Annotated in this window: 14 protein-coding genes; 7 read left to right on the forward strand and 7 right to left on the reverse strand. The window is 50.7% G+C overall.

The window, feature by feature from the left end:
- Positions 1 to 43: 43 nt before the first annotated feature.
- The 4 genes from X474_RS25610 (at position 44) to X474_RS11015 (ending at position 5,914) form a co-directional block, all read left to right on the forward strand.
- The gene (locus X474_RS25610; protein ID WP_156360725.1) at positions 44 to 217 is read left to right on the forward strand and encodes a FeoB-associated Cys-rich membrane protein; all 174 of its coding nucleotides are present in this window, start codon (positions 44 to 46) and stop codon (positions 215 to 217) included.
- A 250-nt stretch (positions 218 to 467) separates the two neighbouring features.
- Positions 468 to 1,751, forward strand: coding sequence for an LbtU family siderophore porin (locus X474_RS11005; protein ID WP_044348831.1), 1,284 nt, complete (start codon positions 468 to 470; stop codon positions 1,749 to 1,751).
- 127 nt (positions 1,752 to 1,878) lie between these two features.
- A complete protein-coding gene (locus X474_RS11010; RefSeq protein WP_052515099.1) occupies positions 1,879 to 2,859 on the forward strand; it encodes a GGDEF domain-containing protein in 981 nt (326 codons plus the stop codon).
- A 385-nt stretch (positions 2,860 to 3,244) separates the two neighbouring features.
- A complete protein-coding gene (locus X474_RS11015) occupies positions 3,245 to 5,914 on the forward strand; it encodes an ATP-binding protein (protein WP_156360726.1) in 2,670 nt (889 codons plus the stop codon).
- A 78-nt stretch (positions 5,915 to 5,992) separates the two neighbouring features.
- On the opposite strand, the gene X474_RS11020 is transcribed toward X474_RS11015, so the two are convergent.
- The gene (locus X474_RS11020) at positions 5,993 to 7,156 is read right to left on the reverse strand and encodes a M20 metallopeptidase family protein (protein WP_044348832.1); all 1,164 of its coding nucleotides are present in this window, start codon (positions 7,154 to 7,156) and stop codon (positions 5,993 to 5,995) included.
- A 336-nt stretch (positions 7,157 to 7,492) separates the two neighbouring features.
- Here X474_RS11020 and X474_RS11025 point away from each other — a divergent pair, with 336 nt between their 5' ends.
- Entirely contained in the window at positions 7,493 to 8,134 is a 642-nt protein-coding gene (locus X474_RS11025) for a BsuPI-related putative proteinase inhibitor (protein ID WP_044348833.1), read from the forward strand.
- A 26-nt stretch (positions 8,135 to 8,160) separates the two neighbouring features.
- On the opposite strand, the gene X474_RS11030 is transcribed toward X474_RS11025, so the two are convergent.
- The 5 genes from X474_RS11030 to X474_RS11050 form a co-directional block, all read right to left on the reverse strand.
- Positions 8,161 to 9,879 carry an adenylate/guanylate cyclase domain-containing protein gene (locus tag X474_RS11030; protein WP_197282054.1) on the reverse strand — a complete coding sequence of 573 codons (1,719 nt, stop codon included), beginning with the start codon at positions 9,877 to 9,879 and terminating at the stop codon, positions 8,161 to 8,163.
- A gap of 312 nt (positions 9,880 to 10,191) precedes the next feature.
- Positions 10,192 to 12,309 carry a TonB-dependent receptor gene (locus X474_RS11035; RefSeq protein ID WP_044348834.1) on the reverse strand — a complete coding sequence of 706 codons (2,118 nt, stop codon included), beginning with the start codon at positions 12,307 to 12,309 and terminating at the stop codon, positions 10,192 to 10,194.
- Positions 12,310 to 12,431: 122 nt separating this feature from the next.
- Positions 12,432 to 13,448 carry a methyltransferase gene (locus X474_RS11040; protein ID WP_052515102.1) on the reverse strand — a complete coding sequence of 339 codons (1,017 nt, stop codon included), beginning with the start codon at positions 13,446 to 13,448 and terminating at the stop codon, positions 12,432 to 12,434.
- 18 nt (positions 13,449 to 13,466) lie between these two features.
- Positions 13,467 to 14,807 (reverse strand): MFS transporter, encoded by a 1,341-nt coding sequence (locus X474_RS11045; RefSeq protein WP_197282055.1) that lies wholly within the window; start codon positions 14,805 to 14,807, stop codon positions 13,467 to 13,469.
- A 340-nt stretch (positions 14,808 to 15,147) separates the two neighbouring features.
- Complete coding sequence (locus tag X474_RS11050) at positions 15,148 to 16,140, reverse strand: helix-turn-helix transcriptional regulator (RefSeq protein ID WP_044348836.1); 993 nt, start codon at positions 16,138 to 16,140, stop codon at positions 15,148 to 15,150.
- 605 nt (positions 16,141 to 16,745) lie between these two features.
- Here X474_RS11050 and X474_RS11055 point away from each other — a divergent pair.
- Both X474_RS11055 and X474_RS11060 read left to right on the forward strand, forming a co-directional pair.
- Entirely contained in the window at positions 16,746 to 18,416 is a 1,671-nt protein-coding gene (locus X474_RS11055; protein WP_197282056.1) for a glycoside hydrolase family 99-like domain-containing protein, read from the forward strand.
- Positions 18,417 to 18,441: 25 nt separating this feature from the next.
- Positions 18,442 to 20,070 (forward strand): phospholipid carrier-dependent glycosyltransferase, encoded by a 1,629-nt coding sequence (locus X474_RS11060; protein WP_044348838.1) that lies wholly within the window; start codon positions 18,442 to 18,444, stop codon positions 20,068 to 20,070.
- 92 nt (positions 20,071 to 20,162) lie between these two features.
- On the opposite strand, the gene alr is transcribed toward X474_RS11060, so the two are convergent.
- Positions 20,163 to 21,284 carry an alanine racemase gene (alr, locus tag X474_RS11065; RefSeq protein ID WP_044348839.1) on the reverse strand — a complete coding sequence of 374 codons (1,122 nt, stop codon included), beginning with the start codon at positions 21,282 to 21,284 and terminating at the stop codon, positions 20,163 to 20,165.
- Between the last annotated feature and the right edge of the window lie 60 nt (positions 21,285 to 21,344).

Genomic DNA, 21,344 nt, shown 5'->3' on the forward strand with positions numbered 1-21,344 from the left:
TTAGTAGGGTGTGCATAAGATCTTTACAAGGGAGATGAGATCCATGGGAACTATTCTGGTTATCTTGATAGTTATTCTAGCTGCGGCTTATGTGGGCAGGAAGTTTATCAAGTCCGCCAAGGGCGGAGGCTGTGGTTGTGAGGATTGCACCTGCTCATGCGACCAAACTAACGGAAATTGCCTCCAAAAAGACATCGAAGACAAGCGCGATCTTTAGTCTTTTAATGCAACAAAGTGTCGAAATCCCCATGGGGGTGGGGGTAGTAAAGTCATGCCGCTTTTGAAAGAAAGCGGCATGAAACATGTTTCACTTTAAGAGGAAGAGGCGGCCGTCCCGGCCAAGGTAACTGACCGCCTCTTCAACCGAAGGCTTCTCCCTAATAAGGGAGAATTGGGTCCTTCTGCTCTCAAAAATAGCAGAGCCCAGGGCCCTTGGTCAAACATTCAGAAATAGTGAGGAGAAGGGAATGGGTTCTGAGCTGACAAGACCAAAACGTCTGCCTCTTGCAAAAAAAATTTCAATCGGCCTGTTGGGGGGCCTTTTATGCCTGCCGGGCATGGCCCAGGCCGCTGAGCTGGACCCCGCTGTCCAGGCCCTGGTGAATGAGGTCAAGGAATTGCGTATGCGCCTGAACCAGATGGAGAGCCGTCTGGAAGATGCCAAAAAGAAGGCCGAAGCAGCCACGCTTCAAGCCGACAAGGCCAGGATGGAAGCCCGCAAGTCCACCAGCACCTCGCTCAAGGCCTCCAGCATGCTTTCAAAGGCTCAAGTGAAAAAGGCTGAAGGTGTGCTTACCGAAGCTGGTAAACGCCTGACTATCGCCGGTGCGGTTGAGTTGGAAGGCTACTATGAGAAGATGGACCCCAAAAACGGCGAGGAGTCCAAAACCAGTGGGTTGGACCTGGCCACAGCCGAAGTCTTCTTCACCGCCAATATAAATGATTACACCACAGGTGTGATCCACATGCTTTGGGAAGAAGGCGATGACGGTGTGGGCCTGGATGAAGGCTTCATCGTATTGGGCGATACCGAGGATATGCCTTTCTACCTCATGGGCGGCCGCATCTATCCTGCTATTGGTATGTTTGAGAGCTACTTTATTTCCGATCCCCTTACCTTGGAGGTGTTTGAAACCCAGGCCACAGCGGCCGAGGTGGGTTGGAACGGCGAATGGCTCAGTATTGGCGCAGGCCTTTACAACTCTGACGTAGCCGAGATTGATGATGCCCCTGACGACAACATCAATACCTTCTACGCCCGTGTACAGGTGGAGACTCCCGAAGAGATGTTGAACGGTGCTGTGGTCAAGGCCGGCGTTGCCTATACCAACAACATCGCAGGCAGTGATTTCCTGCGCGAGCAGGTGCCTGGCGACGGCCTGGATGATCTGGTCGGCGGTTGGTCTGTGATGGCCGGCGTTGAGTTCGGCATGTTCGCCTTTACCGGTGAGTATGTGGCTGCCCTGGACGACTTCAAGGCTGGCGAGCTTGGCTTTGCCGGTGATGAAAAGGCCTCTCCTTCGGCTTACAACCTGGAACTGGCCTTTATGCCTTTGGATAAATGGACCTTTGCGGCCCGCTATGAAGGCACAAGCGACCTCTATGAAGAGCATCCCGAGCATCAGTACGGCCTGGCTGCCTCCTGGGAGTTCTTGCCCGACACCGCCTGGAGCGTGGAATATCTGCGCGGTGAGTTTGAGAATGACGACACTCGCGACCTCGTGACAACCCAGCTGGCGGTTGCTTTCTAGGCATTTCAATCCTAAGCCAAGGGAGCCTGACTGCGGGCTCCCTTGGTTGCCCGCCTTTAATAGTGAAGGCCGTTATCTGTGCCTTATTCTTAGCGAACTTTAGGGTGGCTTCAAAAAAGAGAAAAAAATGGTGAAGTTCAGGGCTCAGTGGGGGATACGCGCCAAACTTTGCGTGGCGCTTCTATTCATAATGGTTTTGCCCGGGCTGGTCATTCTTGTTTTGGTTGAGCCCCAAACCAAGCAGGACTATGACACTTGCCTGGCCGTGCTTCTGGCGTTGGCTGTTTCCCTTGTTTTTCCCCTGGCTCACCTGCTCGCCAGGTTTGTCATTGTGGCCGAGCTGGATAAAATTAATAAATTTTGTCTGCAAGTGAGAAAAGGTAAAAGGGGCATTTTTTTCGATCTGCCTCTTCAAGCTGATGAGGAAAATGAGATCCTCACCTTGAAACGTAATCTGAACTGGATGCTTTACGCCGTAAGCAGCAGGGAAAAAAGCCTTTATACTTATCTGGCGGAAACTAAAAAAGATAAAAATCGCTTCCAGAAGCTATCCACCCTGGATCCTTTGACTCAACTTTATAATCGGCGTTATTTTGATTCCAGGCTTCATAGGGCCATTGAGGAGTCATTGTCTGACGGCTCGGGTTTTTGCCTGGTTTTGATGGACTTAGACAGGTTTAAACAGGTAAACGACAGCTTTGGACATCAGGTTGGAGACCAGTTACTGGTTAGCCTGGCGACGAATATCAAAGATTCCACCCGCAAGGCCGGTGACGTGGCCTTTCGCTATGGCGGTGATGAATTCGGGGTGCTTGTCTTTTCCGAAGACCCGGATGGAGTTGTAAAAGCTATGAAACGCATCCTGGTGCGTCATGCGGTTTATATGGTTGGGGACTCCACCTTAAGCATGGGGATGGCCTATTTTAACCGCCAAGACAAGGCGGATGGAGATGTTAACGATTTGTGCAGGGATTTGTTTGAACAGGCCGATCAGGCGGTTTACCAGGCCAAGAAAAAAGGGGGAGGACAGATTGTTTATGAAAAAAGTATGAAAAGAAGAGGGCGCAATAATCCACCTGACTTGACCCTTTTTGTTGGAAAAGGTTAGCTGTTGTCTGAATCTTTTAGATTTAATCTTTACACCAGACTCCCGCCTTTTTTAATTGCCGGAACCATATCAAGTATCTTCTATACCTGCTTGTTTTTATTGCTAAAATATTACGATAAGCGGGTGGAGGCCTTTTGATCGATCCAATCAGGCTCTTTGTTTTATCCTGTTAGATTGCTGTTTCACTGCATGCTTTACTGTAATAGTATTTTCTTTATCCTGCCAATTTGTCATTATAATACTTAGAAAATCAAAGCATTTTCATGATCATCACGATCCTTCACCGTATTTGTCAAAGGTGACGCCTGCCTTGATGTGGATATAGCGAACAAGTCGCCTTTGAAATCTGCTTTTGAGCGGCTTGGTCTAAGCAAGGGAGTTGACCGTGAATGAGTTAAATGTTGTACGCATGCACGTCCAGTCCGTAACAGCCAGGCTGGAGCGGGACATAACCCGTTATTATGATGCGCTTTACGAAATGGAAAGGCTTTCTCTTCTGCTTTTCCGCACCCAAAAAGCAAGCCGCACAGTCATTGAAAAATGGCTTCTAAAAGAGGGGTTTCAAGAGGATGAGGATGGCTTCTGGCAAAGTCAGCCTCTGCTTGAAGCCTATCGTAAAGGCAAGGCTCCCAAAAATGCCATAAGTGTTTCCTGGGATGCGGCCATCAAGAATGATCCCCTGGCCAGGGAGCGAATGTATTGCCTGCGTGGAATCGGGCCTTTTCTTGAGGAAATTCACAACCGTCTGGCAGGGGCGGCCTGGATTTATTATCAGGATATCACCAATACTGCCCTGCAATATCCTTACATTGATCAAAGTACGGCCATTCCACATGATTTTGACTGGTCTACCTATCATACCTGGCTCTCCGTGGACCCGGAGCACAACCCCGAGCGCGAGGTCAGGTGGACACCGCCTTCGGTTGATTACGCCGGCGAAGGGGCTATTCTTTCCATTTCCATACCCGTTTACCAAAGAGATGAGTTCCAGGGGCTGTGGAGCATTGATGTGCCGATGCGGGTATTGCTCACCAACTATGAAATAGAGACTCTTTTACCGGGCCAGGAGAATTTTATCCTGGACAGAGATGGCAAGATAGTGGTCCACCCGGTGATCGTCACTGCCATTGATAAGGAAAAGGGCAGTGTTTTTCAGCAGGATAAAAGGGCTCTGGGCCCTGATTTTGCAGAGCTTGACATGATTGAGCTCATGGAAAAGGGGCAAGGGCAGCTGGAGCTTAAAAATAAAGATGGTGCGGATTGCATTGGGTATTACAACGCCATTAAGCAGATCGGCTGGTCTATTTTTGCCATATTCCCCAAGAAAAGTCTTTTTGAGATTTTTACCAGTGACATGACCGACGCCTTTGAGCGAATCAAGCGTGGTGATTTGTCTTTTCGCATTGAAAATCACACAGCTATTGATCAGGCCCAGTCTCTTATCAATGGCTACAACGAGATGGCCAGGGAGCTGGAGGCCCAGGAAGCAAAGCGCAGAAAAGCGGAAAATGATTTAAAGGACAGCGAACACCGCCTGGCCAAGGCACAGGCCCTGGCCCATGTGGGCAGTTGGGAGCTTGTCTTGCCGGAAAACCACCTGACCATGTCCCAAGAGCTGTACCGGATAGTCGGCCTGCCCGAAAATCGTGCAGTCAGGCCTGGGCATATTTTGAAAATGGTTCACCCGGAAGACAAAGAAAAGGCCCAAGACCTTTTTCAGAGGGCGATTGAAAATGAAAAATCCTTAAGCTTTGAGATGCGCATAATTCGTCCGGACAAAGAGCAGCGCTGGATAAGGAATGAGGGAGAGATCCATTACAACCGGGCAGGGGAAGTGATCCGGATTTTCGGCGCCACCCAAGACATTACCGTTCAGAAGCTCGCCGAGCAGGAACGCAATGCCCTTGAGAAACAGTTGCGACAGGCCCAGAAGATGGAGGCAATAGGAACTTTGGCCGGTGGCGTGGCCCATGATTTCAATAATATCCTGCAGGCCATAGCCGGTTATGTGGAGCTTATGATAGCCGACCGCGAATTGAGCCAGGAGCACAGGGAGCAGATGGTCAGGGTGAACGGCGCGGTTTTGCGGGCAGCTGAGCTGGTCCGTCGCCTTTTGACCTTCAGCCGTAAGGTCGAGGCCGCCTTTAAACCCTTGGACCTCAATAAGCAGATTTTGGCCACCATGCGGCTTTTGGAGCGCACTTTGCCGAAGATGATCAGCATTGAATTGGACCTGGCCGATGAGTTGCCGGTCATAAAGGCCGACCCCAGCCAGTTGGAGCAGATACTGATGAATCTGGGGACCAATGCCAGGGATGCCATGCCTGATGGCGGCAAGTTCTTCATAAGTACTGAAACTGTTTTTTTAGCTGCGGGAGATCGTTCGATTAACATGAATCTTGAAAAGGGCGAGTATGTTCAGATCACAATCACGGACAATGGCCACGGCATGGATCAAGAAACCAGTCAGCACATTTTCGAGCCTTTTTTCACCACCAAGGGAGTGGGCAGGGGCACCGGACTGGGGCTTTCCACGGTCTATGGAGTGGTGAGAAACCATGGCGGTCATATTGAGTGTTTTAGCGAGCCCGGTTTGGGAACCACCTTTAAAATACTCATCCCCGTGCCTACGGAAAAATTGCCTGAGGAGGAAGAAGTGAAGCCCGCAAGCCAGAATATCAAAGGCGGAGATGAGACCATAATGGTGGTGGATGATGACAGGGCTGTGCTTGATGTAGCCCTTAAGATGCTTGAACGCAATGGTTATGAGGTGATTACCGCGGGCAGCGGGGAAGAGGCAATCGAGATCTATGAAAAACACGGGAACGGACTGGACTTGGTGATCATGGATTTGGGCATGCCGGGAATCGGTGGCTACAAGGCTCTTAAAAAGATAGTAAAAATCAATTCAAAGGCAAAGGTTCTCATTTCCAGCGGCTATTCCCCGGACGGGGCAGAGGTCCGCGACAAGGATTCACTGGCGGCCGGTTTTGTGGGCAAGCCCTATCAATTGGCCGACATGCTGAGAACCATAAGGGATGTGTTGGATGGGTGAGGATTTTTGCGCCGCATTAATGCGAAATGCCCGGCGGCCCTAAGCCCACCGGGCATTTTTTCGGGGAAACGAGGCGCCTTAAGAAAGCAGTTTAACAACCGCCTTGGCAAATATATCAACACCTAAGGCCAGCACCCTTTCGTCAATATCAAAATAAGGTGAATGCAGGGGATATACGATGCCTTTGTCCTGGTTGCGGCTGCCCAGGCGGATTATGGTGCCCGGGATCTGCTCTGCGTAAAAAGCGAAATCCTCTCCGCCGGTTGTGGGCGGCAGCCACAATACGTTTTCTTCGCCTACCACTTGGGCCGCGGTTTCATGCATAAAGGTGGATACTTCGGCGTCGTTGATCACCGGGGGATTGCCGGTGCGCAAGGTGAGTTCGCAGTTTAGGCCGTAGGTTTCGGATATGCCCTTGGCTATTTCCTGAAGCCGTTTTAGCAATGTTTTTCTGACTTCATGGGTCAGGGCCCTTATGGTTCCCTTTATTTCCACCTCCTGGGGGATGACGTTAAAGGTTCTGCCCCCGTTTATGGCTCCAATGGTGATAACTCCGGCCTCCAGGGGGTCTATGCTGCGTGAGACCACGGTCTGCACAGCCTGGATAAAGGCGCCGGTGGCTACAACCGGATCAACGCACTGGTGGGGCCTGGCCCCATGTCCGCCCTTTCCCTTCATCAAGGCAATAAAGGTGTCTGTGGATGCATGGCTTTTGGTCTTGGCTATGCCGATTTTCCCATAGTCCACATCAGGAAAAAGATGACCGGCCAGTATCCAGTCCACCTTGGGGTTTTCGAGAACCCCGCGGTTGATGAGTTTTCGGGCGCCCTGGCCGCCTTCTTCGGCGGGTTGGAAAATAAATTTTACATTGCCGTTTAATTCTTTTGCCTTGCCGGATTCAACCAGCCATTTGGCCACACCAAGCATAATGGTGGTGTTGGCATCATGCCCGCATGCGTGCATAATTCCTTGGTTACGGGACTTGTGTTCCACATCTGTAAGCTCATCCAAAGGCAGGGCGTCCATATCCGCCCTCAGGCCAATAGTGCGTCCGCCCTCTTTATTTTTAATGAGCCCCACAACGCCTGTTACATCATCAAAGGTGCGGGTCTCTATATTGAGGTCTTCCAATATGGATTTAACCAGCTCTGTAGTGATTTTTTCCTGATAGGCTAGTTCAGGTTTCATGTGTATTTGACGCCTGGTGTTAACCAGCCATTCTGAAATATTTCTGGGCTCCATGAATTCCTTCCCGGTTTGGTTTAATGGGTGGCAAGGTTGATATCCTTACAAGGTTGATTAACTAGTTAATCTATTTTTATTAAAAACATCAAGCTTCTAAAAAAAATAATCCGGCCGCGAGGCCAGCTGTCTTAATATGCCTTTATTTTACCCCCAGATTAAGGAGGTTGACTGAAAATGTAATAAAAAACTACTATTATAATTATGTAACCTATTATTTAAAGGAGTTTTCCCAAGCACAGACTCTCCTTTGCCTGCCCCATAAGCGCCGTTTACTTGAGGTTTTTAGACCAATAAAGAGCCTTTTAAAATCTCTTATGGAGAAAGGCGGAGAAAATGGCTGTTTTCGAGGGGTATCTTTTTTCCAAGCTTCACCTGATCGGGTCCAAGTCCGAAGGTGTCTCCTATTTTTTACAGCTCTCAGACTATGAGGAGGTTTATGTAACTAAAAAAGCGGTGCTTTGGCAGCAAGACGAGGTTTTACATCCCTACCTGAATCAAAAGGTGAGCATAAAGGGGGAACTTGTCCAGGGGGCCTTGCAATATGAAGAGATAAGCCCTCTGGGTTATCTGGGCATTCGTACGGACCGCCAGGAAGGCATGGAGGTGGAACTGGCCGCAAAACCGGCGATTATCTATCTTCCCAAGGAAGGCGAAACTCCTTTTTTGCCTTTAACCATGACCCTTTCCGCCATCTGGACCAAGCGCAGTGTATGGCACGGGCTTTGCCCCACCTCGCAGATCTATGATTTCTGGGCCGAGTTCAACGGCAAGGAAATATGGCGCTGGAGCGCAGACCGTGTATTCATGCCGGTGGTGACCCAAGTGGTCATGACCGGACATGTGCCTTATCACTATAGTGAGTCCTGGCTTATCCCCCCTGAAGCCATCTCCGAACCCGGGACCTTGATGCTGAACGGGATTTATATCCCCACAGGACAGGAAGACTCCCTGGGTATTCAGGTAAAGTCCGATTAAAAGCGGTCCGGACCGGCAGGTTGTTGTTAAACAGCCTGCCGGTTTTCTTTTGGGGCCTTGTCTATGGCGTGCAGGGTCATTGCTGCTTCCACACCCTTTAGTTTCGCCTCAAAACTGCGTATAAGGCTCACCTCAAAGCCAAGGGCTTTTAAAAAATTGCTGGAGGCCACGATTTCGCCGCCTTGCGCCTGGGATTGAATGCGATGGGTTACATTGACCGGACCGCCGACTATGCCGTATTTCGCCCTGGTTTTGGAACCGATGTTTCCCACCACCACCTCGCCTGCGTGCAGGCCTATGCCGGTTTGCAACTCGGGTAATCCCTGCTCAAGGGCCGAATGGTTGAACTGGTTGGTTTTATCTCTCAGTTCCAGGGAGCAATAAAGGGCGCGGCCGGTTGACCGGCCCAGGTCTTTTTCCGGGTTGTCAAAAAACACCAGGACCGCATCCCCCAGAAAATCCACAATAATGCCCTTGTGCTTTTGGATTACATCAATAACCACCGAGAGGTAGCGGTTGATTACGGCTATGGTTTTCTCCGGGCTCAGCTCTTCGCACAAGGGGGTGAATCCCCTTATATCGGTCATCATTATGGCGACAGCCCTTTTTTCTCCGCCCAGGCTGCCCGCCCTGGGATCAGCCATCAACTCTTTAGCTATGGCCGGGTCCATGTAGCGGCCAAAGGTGTCTCTGATCATGTCCCTTTCTTCAAGTCCCTTTACCATGGCGTTGAATTCATGGGCAAGGGTTTGGAATTCATCCCTGGTCTCCGGAGAAGGGATCTCTGCGTAATTACCTTGTGCTATATCCTTGGCCGCTTGGGTGAGGGTCTGCACCTGGGCTGCGACTTTACCGGTAACCTTTAGAATAAGCACCAAAACCAGGCCAATGCAGAGAAAACCCACCAAAACATATTGCCGTAAAAAGCTGAATATGGGGCTCAAGACCTTATCGCCGGGGGCAAAAAGCACCAGGCTCCAGGGCGCTTTTTTCAGACGGTGCCAGCCGCTTACTATTTCAGCAGGGTGTCCCGGCCCCAAAAGGGTTCCATATTCTTTTTTGGCCAGTTCAGAGAGGGTTTTTTGCATAAAGGCGTGGTTTGCGATTTGGTTGAGGCCTTCTTGGTTTTTATCAGGCCGGGTCTGGGTGAGTATCTTGCCGGATTTGTCCAGAAGCAAAACAGTTTCAGTCCGCCACCAGGAAAGGGCCTGAAGTTCCTGTAATAAATACTTGAAACTTAAAACTATTTCTAGATTTCCCAACTTTTGGTTGTCCGGGTCCGTCAAGGTGAATGCAATTGTTACGGTTTTTTCTTCCGCCTGGGTGTCGTAGGTGGGGGAGGTGACTTTGGTTATGGATGCCCGGTGGGGGCTCATTCCCATGGCCTCTCTAAAACGCCCCATGCCTCGCCCCGGCCCCGGCCTGTGCCGGTCTCCGCCCGGTTGATTATTATCTGTTTCCTTAAAGGTAACTCTCACCACACCCGGGATGCGGTTTAATTCCTTTTCCCATTGTGGCAGGGAGATCCCCTGAGCGGCCCCCATGCTGCTCATAAGGGTGATGGCTTCCACAGGGCGGCTCAGGCGCATGTCTATGGTGTGGGCTGCTCTTTCCAGACTAAAAAGCGCGTTTTCGCGCCAGCCCTCCAAAAGGCTTTCCCTGGTTTGGACAAAGCCCAATATTCCCAGGCCGGTGAGCAAAGCGGCCACAGGCAGCAGCAGAAAAATAATCAGTCTTTGTCGCAAACTTTTGGGCCTCATAACGCGCCTTTGAGGTTAGCGGGAATAATCAGATAAATAAAAATACAATCAAGGTGTTTGTTTCATTCTAGCGGGTTGATTCAGGTTACAGGCCCAAAAAAAGGGTTTTTCAATCATTAATGAAAAAGCGGGTTGCTTCGGGTTTAGCAGTTTTTATTGAAATGGGTGTAAAAGGATTTGGCAGGGAGTCGGCGCCTGTCAGGTAATTGAATTATGACCCCGCCGGGCTTGTGAGGCTGCCCCATGGTCACGCCCGGCGAGATACTTGAATTTAGATCGGTATATCTTCAGCTGGTTTCAAAACCTGTACCTGAGGGTTATTCCCACCATGCGGGGATCACCTTCCACTGCCTTGAGCACTCCGCTTGACATCATTTCATCCAGCACGGTGAAGTACTCTTGGTCAAAAAGGTTTTTGCACCACAAAACCGCATCAAAAGACTCTGTTTCATAACCCAGTCTAAGGTTAACCAGCTCAAAGGCTTCTTGTTTCATGCGGTTGGCCGGATCGCCGAAGTATTCGCCCTTACCAGTGATGGCGGCGGCCAGGAAAAGTCCGCTTTCATGGCGGTATCTGGCCCCCAGATCAAAGGAATATTCAGGGGCGTAGGCCAGTTTGTTGCCTTCGTAATCCACAACTCCCTGGTTTGACGCAAAGCGCCATTGATCTATATTGGTCTTTAAAATGCCGAAGTTTCCGAATAAGACCAGGCCGGGCATTACATCGGCCTGAATGTTCAATTCGGCGCCATAGGAGTGAACCTTACCCGCGTTTTGGATATCCGGGGCCATGGGCACGCCCCTGGCGCTGGGGTTGTTAACGTCAATTTGCTTGTCGGTTATGTCCACATAAAAGAGGTTTCCGTTAATGATCAGCCGGTTATTGAAAAAGGTGTTTTTGCTGCCTAACTCATAACTCCAGGAATATTCGGGCTCATAGGTAAAGGTGTCCGGGCTCATGACCATTGAATAGTTGTAACCGCCGGTCTGGTAACCTTTGGCGGCGCTCAAATAAACGTTACTGTTTTCGGTCAGGTCAAAGGCCAGTGCGAATTTAGGCAACAATTCGTCATAAGAAAGGTCTTCTGAAAATGATAAGCGAGATGGTAAAAACGGCATCATGGCGGTGCTGTTATTCACCACCTTGCCGCTTATATCCTGATGGTCGTAGCGTAAGCCCGCTGTGAGGCGCCACCTTTTCATGATGTGCCAGGTGACCTGGGAGAAAAGTGCGTTGCCGTTTGTTTCTATATCCCCCACCGGGTTCCAGAAGCTGGAGGTGAATTTAGGCAAACGGTTTCTTATATCCAATTTAGTCCCGGTGTCTTCTTTAAAACCATAGAGCCCCACCAACCAACTCAGAACGCCCCCCTCTTCGGAGGAGATTCTGACCTCCTGGGAATAAAGCTCATCGTTAAATCCAAAACGGGCATAGGAAGGTCCGTCTGCAAAGTCCATATCAGATGTAAAATCAATGTCATAGTCCTGGCGGGAGGTGATGGAGACCAAATTCCACCCCAACCCCCGGTATTTTATTTTGAGACTCTGATTGTTGCCGTTTTCATCCTTGCCCAAGTCGGGGTCGCCGCTGTTAACAGTGTACCGATCGCTGGCTTTGGGGCCGTTAACCAAGCGGTAAACTCCAAATCCGTCGTCCTGGTTGCTGAATCCCGCGCTAAAGGAGACGTCCAACTTATCCAAAGGAGTGAAGCGAACAATTCCCCTGCCTGCCAAGTGACGTTCTTGGTCCACGCCGTCTTCCCCGGTGGCCAAGTCCTTTCTGAACCCGTCTGAGTTCAGAGCGTGTACAGCCAGGCCAAGATATAGCTTGTCTTCCAATATAGGGCCGGAAACAGATGCGCCTGCCTGAGTATTTAGCCCGTTGTTATCGCTGTCATAACTTCCCAGGCTGAATTCCATCTTGCCCCGCACTTGGTTGCCCGGCTGGCGGGTGATCACATTAATTAGACCGGCTTCGGTATTCCTGCCATACAGAGTGCCCTGTGGCCCTTTGAGCACTTCAATTCTTTGAATATCCCATAACCCCGGGTTGGTCATATAGCTTAAGGGGTAGGATACATCGTCCACATAAAAACCGGTGGGTGAAAGAAATGAACTTTTAAAGGAAGATATGCCCCTTATTATGATTGGGCTTTCAGCCGCATTGGTTTTCATGAATACATTTGGGGTGTACATGACCACTTCGGACATGTCTCCCAGGCCGAGATCCTCTATTTTTTGCTCAGAGAAAAGGTCAATGGCAATAGGCACCTTTTGAGCGTTCTCTTCTTTTTTTTGAGCTGTAACAGTGAGGTCTTCCAAGTTGCGGGACGGTTCTTCTGCCTGGGCCGGAAAAGCCAGGCACAGGACAAGGGCCGCCAAGCCCAAGCCAAGGGTAAGTTTTTTTCGTTTCATTTCAATGCACTCCGTTTTGGTTCTCCTCGTGTTGATTGAATCTTGCCAAAAGCCTCTTAGGGCAAGCCTTTCGGCAGGGCCGGACAAGGCCCTTGACCATTTACCAAGGGCGGGTGGCTGGATCAGACCTTTCTTCCGATATCCATGGCCATCTCGCCGATGCCGAAAGAGATCTGTTCCGAGACGACGGTTTTGAATCCGGCCTTGACCATGGCTTGTGCAATAAGGCCTTTTTCAAGGCTAAGCTCCTGCCACATCATGGCCACCGGCATCCAGCTCAGGGCAAATGAAGCGGGCCGGGTGCCTTCATGGGTGAGCCCGTCGTGTATGCTTACAAAGACCCCGCCGGGATTTAAACTTTGATGGATTCTTTTGATCATCTTTGTGAGGTCTTGCCGGACAAAGTTAAGGCAGGCGGAGGCCAGGATCAGGTCGTATCCCTGGCCAAAAGAGTCGGCCTGAAAGTTACCCGGTATAACAGATAGCCTGCTTCCTAGTTGATATTGTTTGATATATTTTTGGGCTACCTCAATAACCGCCGGTCGGTCAAAGAGCACTCCTTTAAGGCTTGGGTGGGCCTTGATTATTTCCAGGGCGTTTATTCCCGGGCCACCGGCCAGATCCAGCATGCGCCCAAAGGAATGAAACTCATCCAGGCCTGAGATGATGCGAGCCAGGGCAGGACCGGTGCAGGCCTTTTGGAATTGCGCGATTGCGGTTGCGCCCAGGGCCCAGAGTTCGGGATCGTCTGCCTTTGCCTCTCTGGCGGGTGGGCCGTTTTGTAGAATTGCCTTGAAATTGTCAAACAAGGGCGTATTCCACTCGGCGTGATAGAGAAGATAGTCCCCGATATAGAACTCTGAATCCTGGTCCAGATAGGTTTGGCTCAAGGGGCTGTTTTTGTAGAGGGCCTTTTTTTTCTTAAGCAGGCCGATCGCAGCCAGGCCGTTAAAAAACCGGGAGGTGTTGGCAGGATGAGTGTTTAGTTTTTGAGCCGCATCAAAGGGGCTGGCATAATTTTTGAGGTGCTTGAAAACCCCTAGCTCAAGGGCTGTATGTAAGAGATTGGAATAGAAATATCCCTGATGCATCCGGTACAGACGCTTAAAGTCATTTTTTGTTTTGGCTGTTTCCGACATATTTTGCTCCCTTGCTGGTTAAGAGGAAAATGGCTTCGTTACGGAGCCGGGCTCTGAATCCGGTTGATTCAGGGAGCGCAGGCTGTCGAGAAAAAGTCTTTTGACCGGAAAAATGAAGACCAGGGAACCCAGGGCCAGAAAAATATAAAATGGGCCATAGCCCAGGGCTTGACTGAGATAGCCGGCTGCAATCACAGCGCAGAAGGAGGTCAGGTGCTGTACGCCGCATAGGATGCCGTAGTCTGTACCTGATTGGGGCCCTACGCTGGCCCGTAGGATAAGGGTGTAGATGGCGGCCATTATGCCTCCCATCAGGATCTGCTCCAGCCCAATCATTGCGGCCAGAACCCACTTTGAACTGAAAATCGAACCTGCCACGCCCCAAGACAGAAAGCCCAGTAGCCCTGCCAGGGCGCACGCCGTCTGAAACAGCTTGTTCATGGCGGTTCTTTTCAAAAACACCCCTGTGAGAATGGTGCCGACCATGGAAAGGGGGGAGCCAGCCCACAGGGTCAGCGAGCCGATCTGGCCTGGGTTCATTCCCAGATCAGCCAACAGGGAGAGGCGCACCTGATAACCGCTTTTAAAGACAATGGCGGCTATTACCAGTAAGACAAAAAGCGCCTTGGTCTGGGGACGGGCCACAAAAGAAAGGGGATGGGGTTTTTGACTGGGATCCTTGTCTGCTTTTTTGGTTTGCCAATAATTACGGGTCAGTTCTTTGTGAAAGGCCATGGGCATGGTTAGCAACAAAATGAAGCAGGCCATCAGCCACAGGGTTATCTCCCAGCCCAGGTGATGATAAAGGATAAGAAAGACGCCGCCTCCGACCATGAACCCAGCGAAATTTCCGGTTATCTGCAGGCAGGCTCCCCAGGAGCGCTCCTTGGGCAGTAGTATGTCCGTGGCATAGCCGTCCACTGCCAGATCACTTACCGCGAAAAAGAAATTCATAGCCAGAATCAGGCAGATCGGAAGGACCAGGCCCTGTTCCGGTGAGTTCCCGGCCAAAAGGAAAAGAGTGACCAGGGCCATGACCCTGGTGATCATGATCCAGCCCTTTCTGCGGCCTGCAATAGGCAGGGGAAAGCGTTCCAAGATCGATGAATAAAGGAACTTGAGCGCCCAGGGAGAATATAAAAGGGCCATCATGCCGATGGCTCCCAGGCTGAAACCATGGGAGCGCAGGATGACCGGCATGGTGAGCCAGGTGAATCCCACCGGTGCGTATTGGCCAATGTATAAGCTAAGGAATAAAAGATACTTGGCTGTTGAGCCTAAGGTTTTTTCAGAGTGGGGGGCAGGTGGAAAAATTCTTTGGTGATAGTTGTCTACGCCCGTATTATTACAAATTTTCATGCTTATGGCTTTCAATGGCAGTAAATGCCTCATAAAAAGTAACCGCAACCATTTTTTGACATCCCACTTGTTCCGCCCGGGCCTTGGCGGTTTCAGGAGTCATTTTTGTGAAGGTATCCTAGGTGATAGGGCAGGGATGCGCTAACGGTGGAATATTTGATTTTAGCGATTCCGTATGAGCAGGCGGCTGTAATGCCGCAAATGGCTTTTGACTGGTTGAATTTGTAATGTGGCTTGTAAATTTGGCTGTGCAGGCTTCCCGATTCAGGTCAGGGAAAGACAGGAGATCTATATAAAACTATTAAATATTGCAAAGAGGTGGAATCTGTGTGTGGCTAATTTATCTAACTGGCTGGTTTTTTTTGAATAGGCAGGGGTGAATTCCGAACTGCCGGGAAAAAGACTTGCTAAAGTGGCTTAGCGAATTATATCCCACGGAAAAGGCTACCTCTGTGACGTTCATGCCGGTTTCCAAAAATAACCGTCGGGCCCGGTTGAGGCGCATCTCCCTTAAATAGGCAAACGGTGTGTGCCCGTATATTTCCTGAAAACCCTGGGAAAGCCGGTTGCCGGAAAGACCAACCCTGCGGGCCAGCTCAACCAGGTGGGGCGGCTTCTCCATTTCTTTTGCCAATATTAGCCCCGCTTCCAGTATTTTTTCCTTTTCCTGGGCTGAGAGTTCCCGGCTTGCGCGGTTTTTGGGGATCAACTGTTCCATTTGGAGGCCTATGAGTTCCAGTAGCAGGCCTTCCATTATTAGTAGCTGATTACGATTAGTGGGGGATAGTTTGCCGAGTCGGTAAAGGGCCATTTGAATGGCCGGGGTGTTTCCATTTATGGCGTAGGCTCCTTTAACGCCATTTCTATACACTGCCTCATTAAAGGACCTGGGCAGGAGATTCAGGTTTTGGCCATACAGGTTTGAGAAAAAGGAGTGGGTCATGGTTATGGTGACCACCTTGAGCGGTTCGCCCGGGTGCATTATGCCTTGCCCAAGGGGGCTGGGTTGAAAGGCAATGCGGTTCAGGCCTTTTTGCAAATCCATCTTATTTTCAAAGCTGTGATTGCTATAGCTGATTTTTCCTGAGAGAAAATAAATAAAATTAAAACCCACCGGCCAGGTGTCAGACTCCATGGAGACTGGGGCAAAGAGCCTGTAGTCAGTCAAAAAGAGATTGAGTCCGGGCTTTATTTCAATCTTTTTTATTGTCCCTTGCCCCATATCACCGGGCAATCTGCCCAGGCCGGGCTGAGTGGAGCCTTGGGGCGGGGCTGTACTGATGGGGTAGGTTTTTTCGGGAAGGCCGGACTGTTTTTTTAACCAGAGATTCATTTAAACCCAATCGCGCATTTTATTTGAATGTTGCCCAACCGTTTACGGGAGGGGTTCATTTATGAGCTTCTTTAATATATAGAAAATTTTTTAGGCAGTAAATAGAATCTTCAGATCGTCTGCATTTGGTGTCGATAGGTATATAACTGTTGAGGCGCTTTGGCTTAACGTCTTGAAGGGGCTCGGTAAATCATGATTTGGGGTTATTGACTTGTTTATGAATCAGGGAAATGATGAGTTTCCGACGACAGCGTAGTTCGTGCTTGCTGCCCATGGGCCTGCAAACAGCAGCCATAATAACTAACGTAAGCCTGATCAACCAATGCCCTGCTGAGAACTAAACCAAGACAATTCCTTGAACGACTAAGCCGTAAAGAACCGATTGTTTCATGGCTTGCCTTGGCAGGGGTTCCTTGTTTTTTTGAGCAAGTTTCTTTGACTAATGTATGATTGACCAGACAGTTCAATATGGGCTAACATGCCGAGGTTCTGTACGGGATAAAAACACGATTTTTTCCCTATAGTTAAATGATTTTTAAAATACCGCCGGTCTGGAACCTGACCGGCCTTGCGCCCTGCCGTGGATTCGGATGGAGAGAGAAAAGTTGACCTTGAAAGCGTGGGTTTGTCTGGCCTTTTGCCTTTTGGCCACAGGGCTGCAATTAAACTGGCTTTATCATCACGGCCTGGAAGGCGCCTGGCGGCTTCGCCTGGTCGTGGCCCTGGTTGGGGGCTGGGTTTTGCCCTGGCTGTTTTTCAGGCTGCGTGAGCTGATAAAGGGCTATAAACCGGGCAGGGCCTTGCCCCCTTTGGGTTGGCTCGTAAAAAGCAGAATATCCAGACTGGTTTTTTTGGGGATATTGATCTGTGCCGTGGGTCAGGGGGCGTTTTATTGCTTTTCCGGCAAAACCACCCTGCAGGACGAACGCCTTTTGGTGGGGGCGCCTTATTACCTCTGGTATCCCGCTAATTTCAGAGAGGGTTTTTTAAGGGACAAATTGTCTCCACCCCAAAAACCTGTCTTGGGGCTTTACAATTCCACAGACCGGAAAACAGCGGAACAACATATAGCCTGGTGCTCCAGCCATGGTATTGATTTTCTGGCCCTTGACTGGTGGCCTTCGCGCCAAAAACAAAACAGCGCCATAGAAAAGGCCTTTTTAAAGGCCAAAAATATCGCGGACGTAAAGTTCTGCATTTTTTACGAAACCTGGGACCTGGCCTGGGACCCCAAGGTGGGGGCCACGGTTTTTGACAACAAGACAGCAGAATTCCTTGAAAAAGATGTGTTGGGTCTGGCCGAGCGGTTCTTTGATCATCCTCAATACCTGACGGTAAACGGGCGACCGGTTCTGTTTTTTTATCTCACCCGCACCTTATGGGGTGATTATGCCCCGGCCTTTAAATCACTCAGGGAAAAGTTGAAACAAAAGGGTTATGACGCCTTTTTTATAGCGGATGAGGTTTATTATCAGACCTTGAGCGCCCAGGATCCCCTTCAAAAGCCCACCCCTCCGTTGCCCCTTGCCGATGACCCTCAGCTTAATAGGATTAATCTGTTCGACGCGATCTATGCCTACAACATGTATCTCTCCGGTGTGGGGCATCATATGGGCTATGGAGGCAAGAGCGCCTTTTTAGGAGATGTGAAGCGGGTTTACCGGATATATCAAAAGGCATGCTCAGAGGATAAGTATTTTGTGCCCGGGATCATCCCCGGCTACAACGAGCGGGGGCCAAGGTTAAAGGCGAATCATCACGCCATACCCAGGAGGTGGCTGCCGGACCAGGGAGAAGGCAGTTTTTTAAAAGAGATGATAAGCCGGGTCGGCCTTCCCTTTACCGACCCCAAGCTTAACATGCTGATGATCACCTCTTTTAATGAGTGGAATGAGGACACAGCCATTGAACCGGTGGCCGCAGCCCCTGCCACCACAAAAGACCAGAGCGGATCCGGCCACGCCTATACCCAGGGGTATGCCTATGCCGGTTTTGACGCAACCTACCTGGAAGTGGTCAGGGACCGGCTGCATTCAATTTGGGGAAGGGTGCTGACTAAAAACGGCGGCCCCAAGGCGGGCATTCCTGTTTACGCCACGGACTGGTGGGGTTTCAAGGTGCTGAAGACCCACACTGACAGCCAGGGGTATTACACCTTTTCCCGCTTGAACATGCCCCCTGGTGAATACCGCGTCACCCCGGCTATGGGTGAAAGCCGCTGGCTCACTCTGGAAAGTAATGCACCGGCAGCCAGGCTCGATCTGAAGGCAGACTAAGCAGCAAAGACTTAAAGGAGCAGTTTTGACAAGAACGGGATTCATAACAATTCTCGCCGGGTTGTTGGGTTTTATGAGCCAGTTGAACTGGATCGCAAGCCATGGCCCGGATTCCATCTGGTATTTACGCCTGGCTCTGGGAGGGCTGGCGGGCTGGGGCCTGGCCAAGGGTGTTTTATGGGCCTGGGTAAGGTTTACCGGCCGCGGCATCTGGCCCGGGTTTGAAGGGTTCCGGCAGGGGCTCGCCAAACCAAAGGTGCTGTACAGCTTATGTTTTTTGTTTTTGGCGACTATTTATCTGCTCTCCATGGGTGGGCATTTTTACTCATATGACGACCGTTTCCGTTTTGAAACCACCAAGGCCATTGTGGAAAGAGGAGAGCTTTTAGTGAGTTTGCCGCCGGGCAGCCCCCAGGTATACAGCAAATACGGCATTGTGCAGCCGGTTCTAAGCCTCCCTTTGTATCTAGTGGGGAAAAGCTTCCTTGGCCCGGAAGAGGGTTTTGAACATTTTGACCAGGTCATGGTCAGCACCTTTATGCAGATAACCACGGCACTTTTGATGCTGGTGATATTTTTAATCCTGCGCGAGTTGAAATACAGCAAAAGGGTGGCTTTGGGCACGGTGGTGATAATAGCCTTTACCACCATGTTTTGGCCCTATGCCAAGTTTTATTTTACCGAGCCCTTTAACGCGCTTTGCCTGATGTTTGCCTTTTGGCAGCTTATGCGGCTTAAATCCACGGGCTCCAACCAAAACCTCCTGGCCGCGGGCGTTTCTCTGGGCATTGGCGGGGTAAACGCCACCATGCTTTTTGCCACGGCCATGCCCATCCTCGGGCTATATGCCGTCTGGATTCTCTGGCCCAGACCAGGGGGGGTCTGCACCACCTGGAAACAGGCCCTGATCAAGATTGCTTGGTTTATCGGGCCGATGATAATCGGGCTCGCCTTTTTGCTGGGCTTTAATGATTTCCGTTATGGCTCACCCTTTAAAACTGGCTATGAGGGGGACCGGGGGTTCAGGACCATTATTCAGGACGGAAGGCCCGGTTTTTCCATCCCCTGGTTTGTGGGGCTGTACGGCCTTTTGTTCAGCGCGGGTAAAAGCGTTTTCCTTTATAACCCCCCCCTGGTTCTGGCTGTTGCCTGTCTGGGTCGTTTCATGAGGCGCACCAAGGCCGAAGCCTGGGTGGTTATTGCGTTTTGCCTGGTCTGGCTGGTTTTTTACTGCAAATGGTGGGCCTGGCACGGGGATATTTGCTGGGGGCCGCGTTACCTGCTGCCTGCTTTGGGTTTTGCCTTTTTACCCCTGGCCGAGGCCCTGGCCCGTTGGCGGCAGAGCTCATGGGGTTTTAAGTCCCTGTTTATAATCCTGGTGGGAGCCGGGCTGGCTGTGCAGCTTTTGGCCATAAGCGCTCCCTTTGCCGCCTATTTCCAGGCCACGGAAGGGCCCCGGCAAAGCAGATGGCACCTTTTGCATTATGTGCCTCATTTTTCACCGCTTTGGGGACAGGTCAAGACAGTGGCAAAGGGCATGAATGTGGACTTTTATCTGCAGAAAAGCGGCCTTAGCCTCTGGTTGGCCTGGCTGGCCTCCGTGCTGGGTCTTCTGCTTTGGATGGGGTCGGGGAAGATAAGTAAAAAAGGATAAAATTGATTAAAAAAAGCCTGCTGCCAAGGCCGGAAGCACCTTGGCGCAGGCTTTTTTGTTTGCAAGGAATATGATTTTTCAAACCGGCGGCATCAATCCAGGTAAACCCTTGTCAGCCGTCCGGCCATGCCGGTCACGATTTCATAGTTGATGGTCCCGACTTTGGCTGCGATCTCGTCAGCCGTGATCCTGTCGTCACCGCTTTGACCCATGAAGACGATTTCATCGTTGACCTTGGCCTGGCCCAGGGCGCTTAAATCCACCATGAACTGATCCATGCAGACCCTGCCGATAATGGGGCAGCGCACTCCCTTTACCAGGACTTCACCCTGGTTGGAGAGCGCCCTGGGGATGCCGTCGGCATAACCCATGGGCACGGTGCCGACAAGGGTGTCTTTGGTGGTGGTGAAGGTGCAGCCATAGCTTAAGGGGGATCCCTTGGGCACGGTTTTCACATGGGCCAGGCGGGCCTTGATCGTCATGGCCGGGAAAAGTTCTATGGCAGGATTTTCCGCCAGGGCGGCGTCCGGATATTGCCCGTAAAGGGCTATACCGGGCCTCACCATATCCAGGTGAGTCTGGGGAAAATAGATATTTGCCGCGCTGTTGGCAATGTGCCTTGTCTTGAATGCAACCCCCGCCTTTTTAAGCATCTCCAAAAAGCCGGAGAACCTTTTGAACTGGATTTCGGTATAGCCGTCTTCCGGCGAGTCGGCTATGGCAAAGTGGCTGAAGATGCCTTCCACCTCAAGGTTTTTGAGTTGGGTGATTTTAAGGATTTCCTTTATGGATTCTTCCTCGGGCTGATAACCCAGTCTGCCCATGCCCGAATCCACCTTGATGTGCACCTTGACTTTTTTACCCATGGCCCGGGCGCACTGGTCCAGGATTTGGGCCTGACCATAGTCATACAGGGCAAGGGTGAGGTCATAACGCACAGCCTGGTTATAATCTTCTTCAATAGTGTAGCCCAGGATAAGTATGGGTTCGGTGGCTGCGTTTTTTCGCAGTTCAAGGCCTTCTTCCACAGTGGCGACACCAAAACGGCCAACATTCTGTTCGCGTAAAACTTTAGCCACCTGCACAGAGCCGTGACCATAGCCGTCTGCCTTGATTATGCCCATCAGCATGACGCTATCTTGGGTCTTGGCTTTTAAGTTGGACACGTTTTTCTTTATCGCGGACAGGCTGATCTCAATCCACGCCGCTCGCATATTAATCCCCCTTTTTTTACGGTCCGCAAGTTGCTTATGGAGCAAAGGGTTGGTCAACCT

Origin of the sequence: Dethiosulfatarculus sandiegensis (assembly GCF_000931935.2) — a bacterium.
Classification (GTDB): domain Bacteria; phylum Desulfobacterota; class Desulfarculia; order Desulfarculales; family Desulfarculaceae; genus Dethiosulfatarculus; species Dethiosulfatarculus sandiegensis.

Bases quoted from the DNA above. Each gene is read 5' to 3' on its own strand.
- X474_RS25610 (WP_156360725.1), top strand. From the start codon at position 44: ATGGGAACTATTCTGGTTATCTTGATAGTTATTCTAGCTGCGGCTTAT.
- X474_RS11005 (WP_044348831.1), top strand. From the start codon at position 468: ATGGGTTCTGAGCTGACAAGACCAAAACGTCTGCCTCTTGCAAAAAAA.
- X474_RS11010 (WP_052515099.1), top strand. From the start codon at position 1,879: ATGGTGAAGTTCAGGGCTCAGTGGGGGATACGCGCCAAACTTTGCGTG.
- X474_RS11020 (WP_044348832.1), bottom strand. From the start codon at position 7,156: ATGGAGCCCAGAAATATTTCAGAATGGCTGGTTAACACCAGGCGTCAA.
- X474_RS11025 (WP_044348833.1), top strand. From the start codon at position 7,493: ATGGCTGTTTTCGAGGGGTATCTTTTTTCCAAGCTTCACCTGATCGGG.
- X474_RS11035 (WP_044348834.1), bottom strand. From the start codon at position 12,309: ATGAAACGAAAAAAACTTACCCTTGGCTTGGGCTTGGCGGCCCTTGTC.
- X474_RS11040 (WP_052515102.1), bottom strand. From the start codon at position 13,448: ATGTCGGAAACAGCCAAAACAAAAAATGACTTTAAGCGTCTGTACCGG.
- X474_RS11045 (WP_197282055.1), bottom strand. From the start codon at position 14,807: ATGAAAATTTGTAATAATACGGGCGTAGACAACTATCACCAAAGAATT.
- X474_RS11050 (WP_044348836.1), bottom strand. From the start codon at position 16,140: ATGAATCTCTGGTTAAAAAAACAGTCCGGCCTTCCCGAAAAAACCTAC.
- alr (WP_044348839.1), bottom strand. From the start codon at position 21,284: ATGCGAGCGGCGTGGATTGAGATCAGCCTGTCCGCGATAAAGAAAAAC.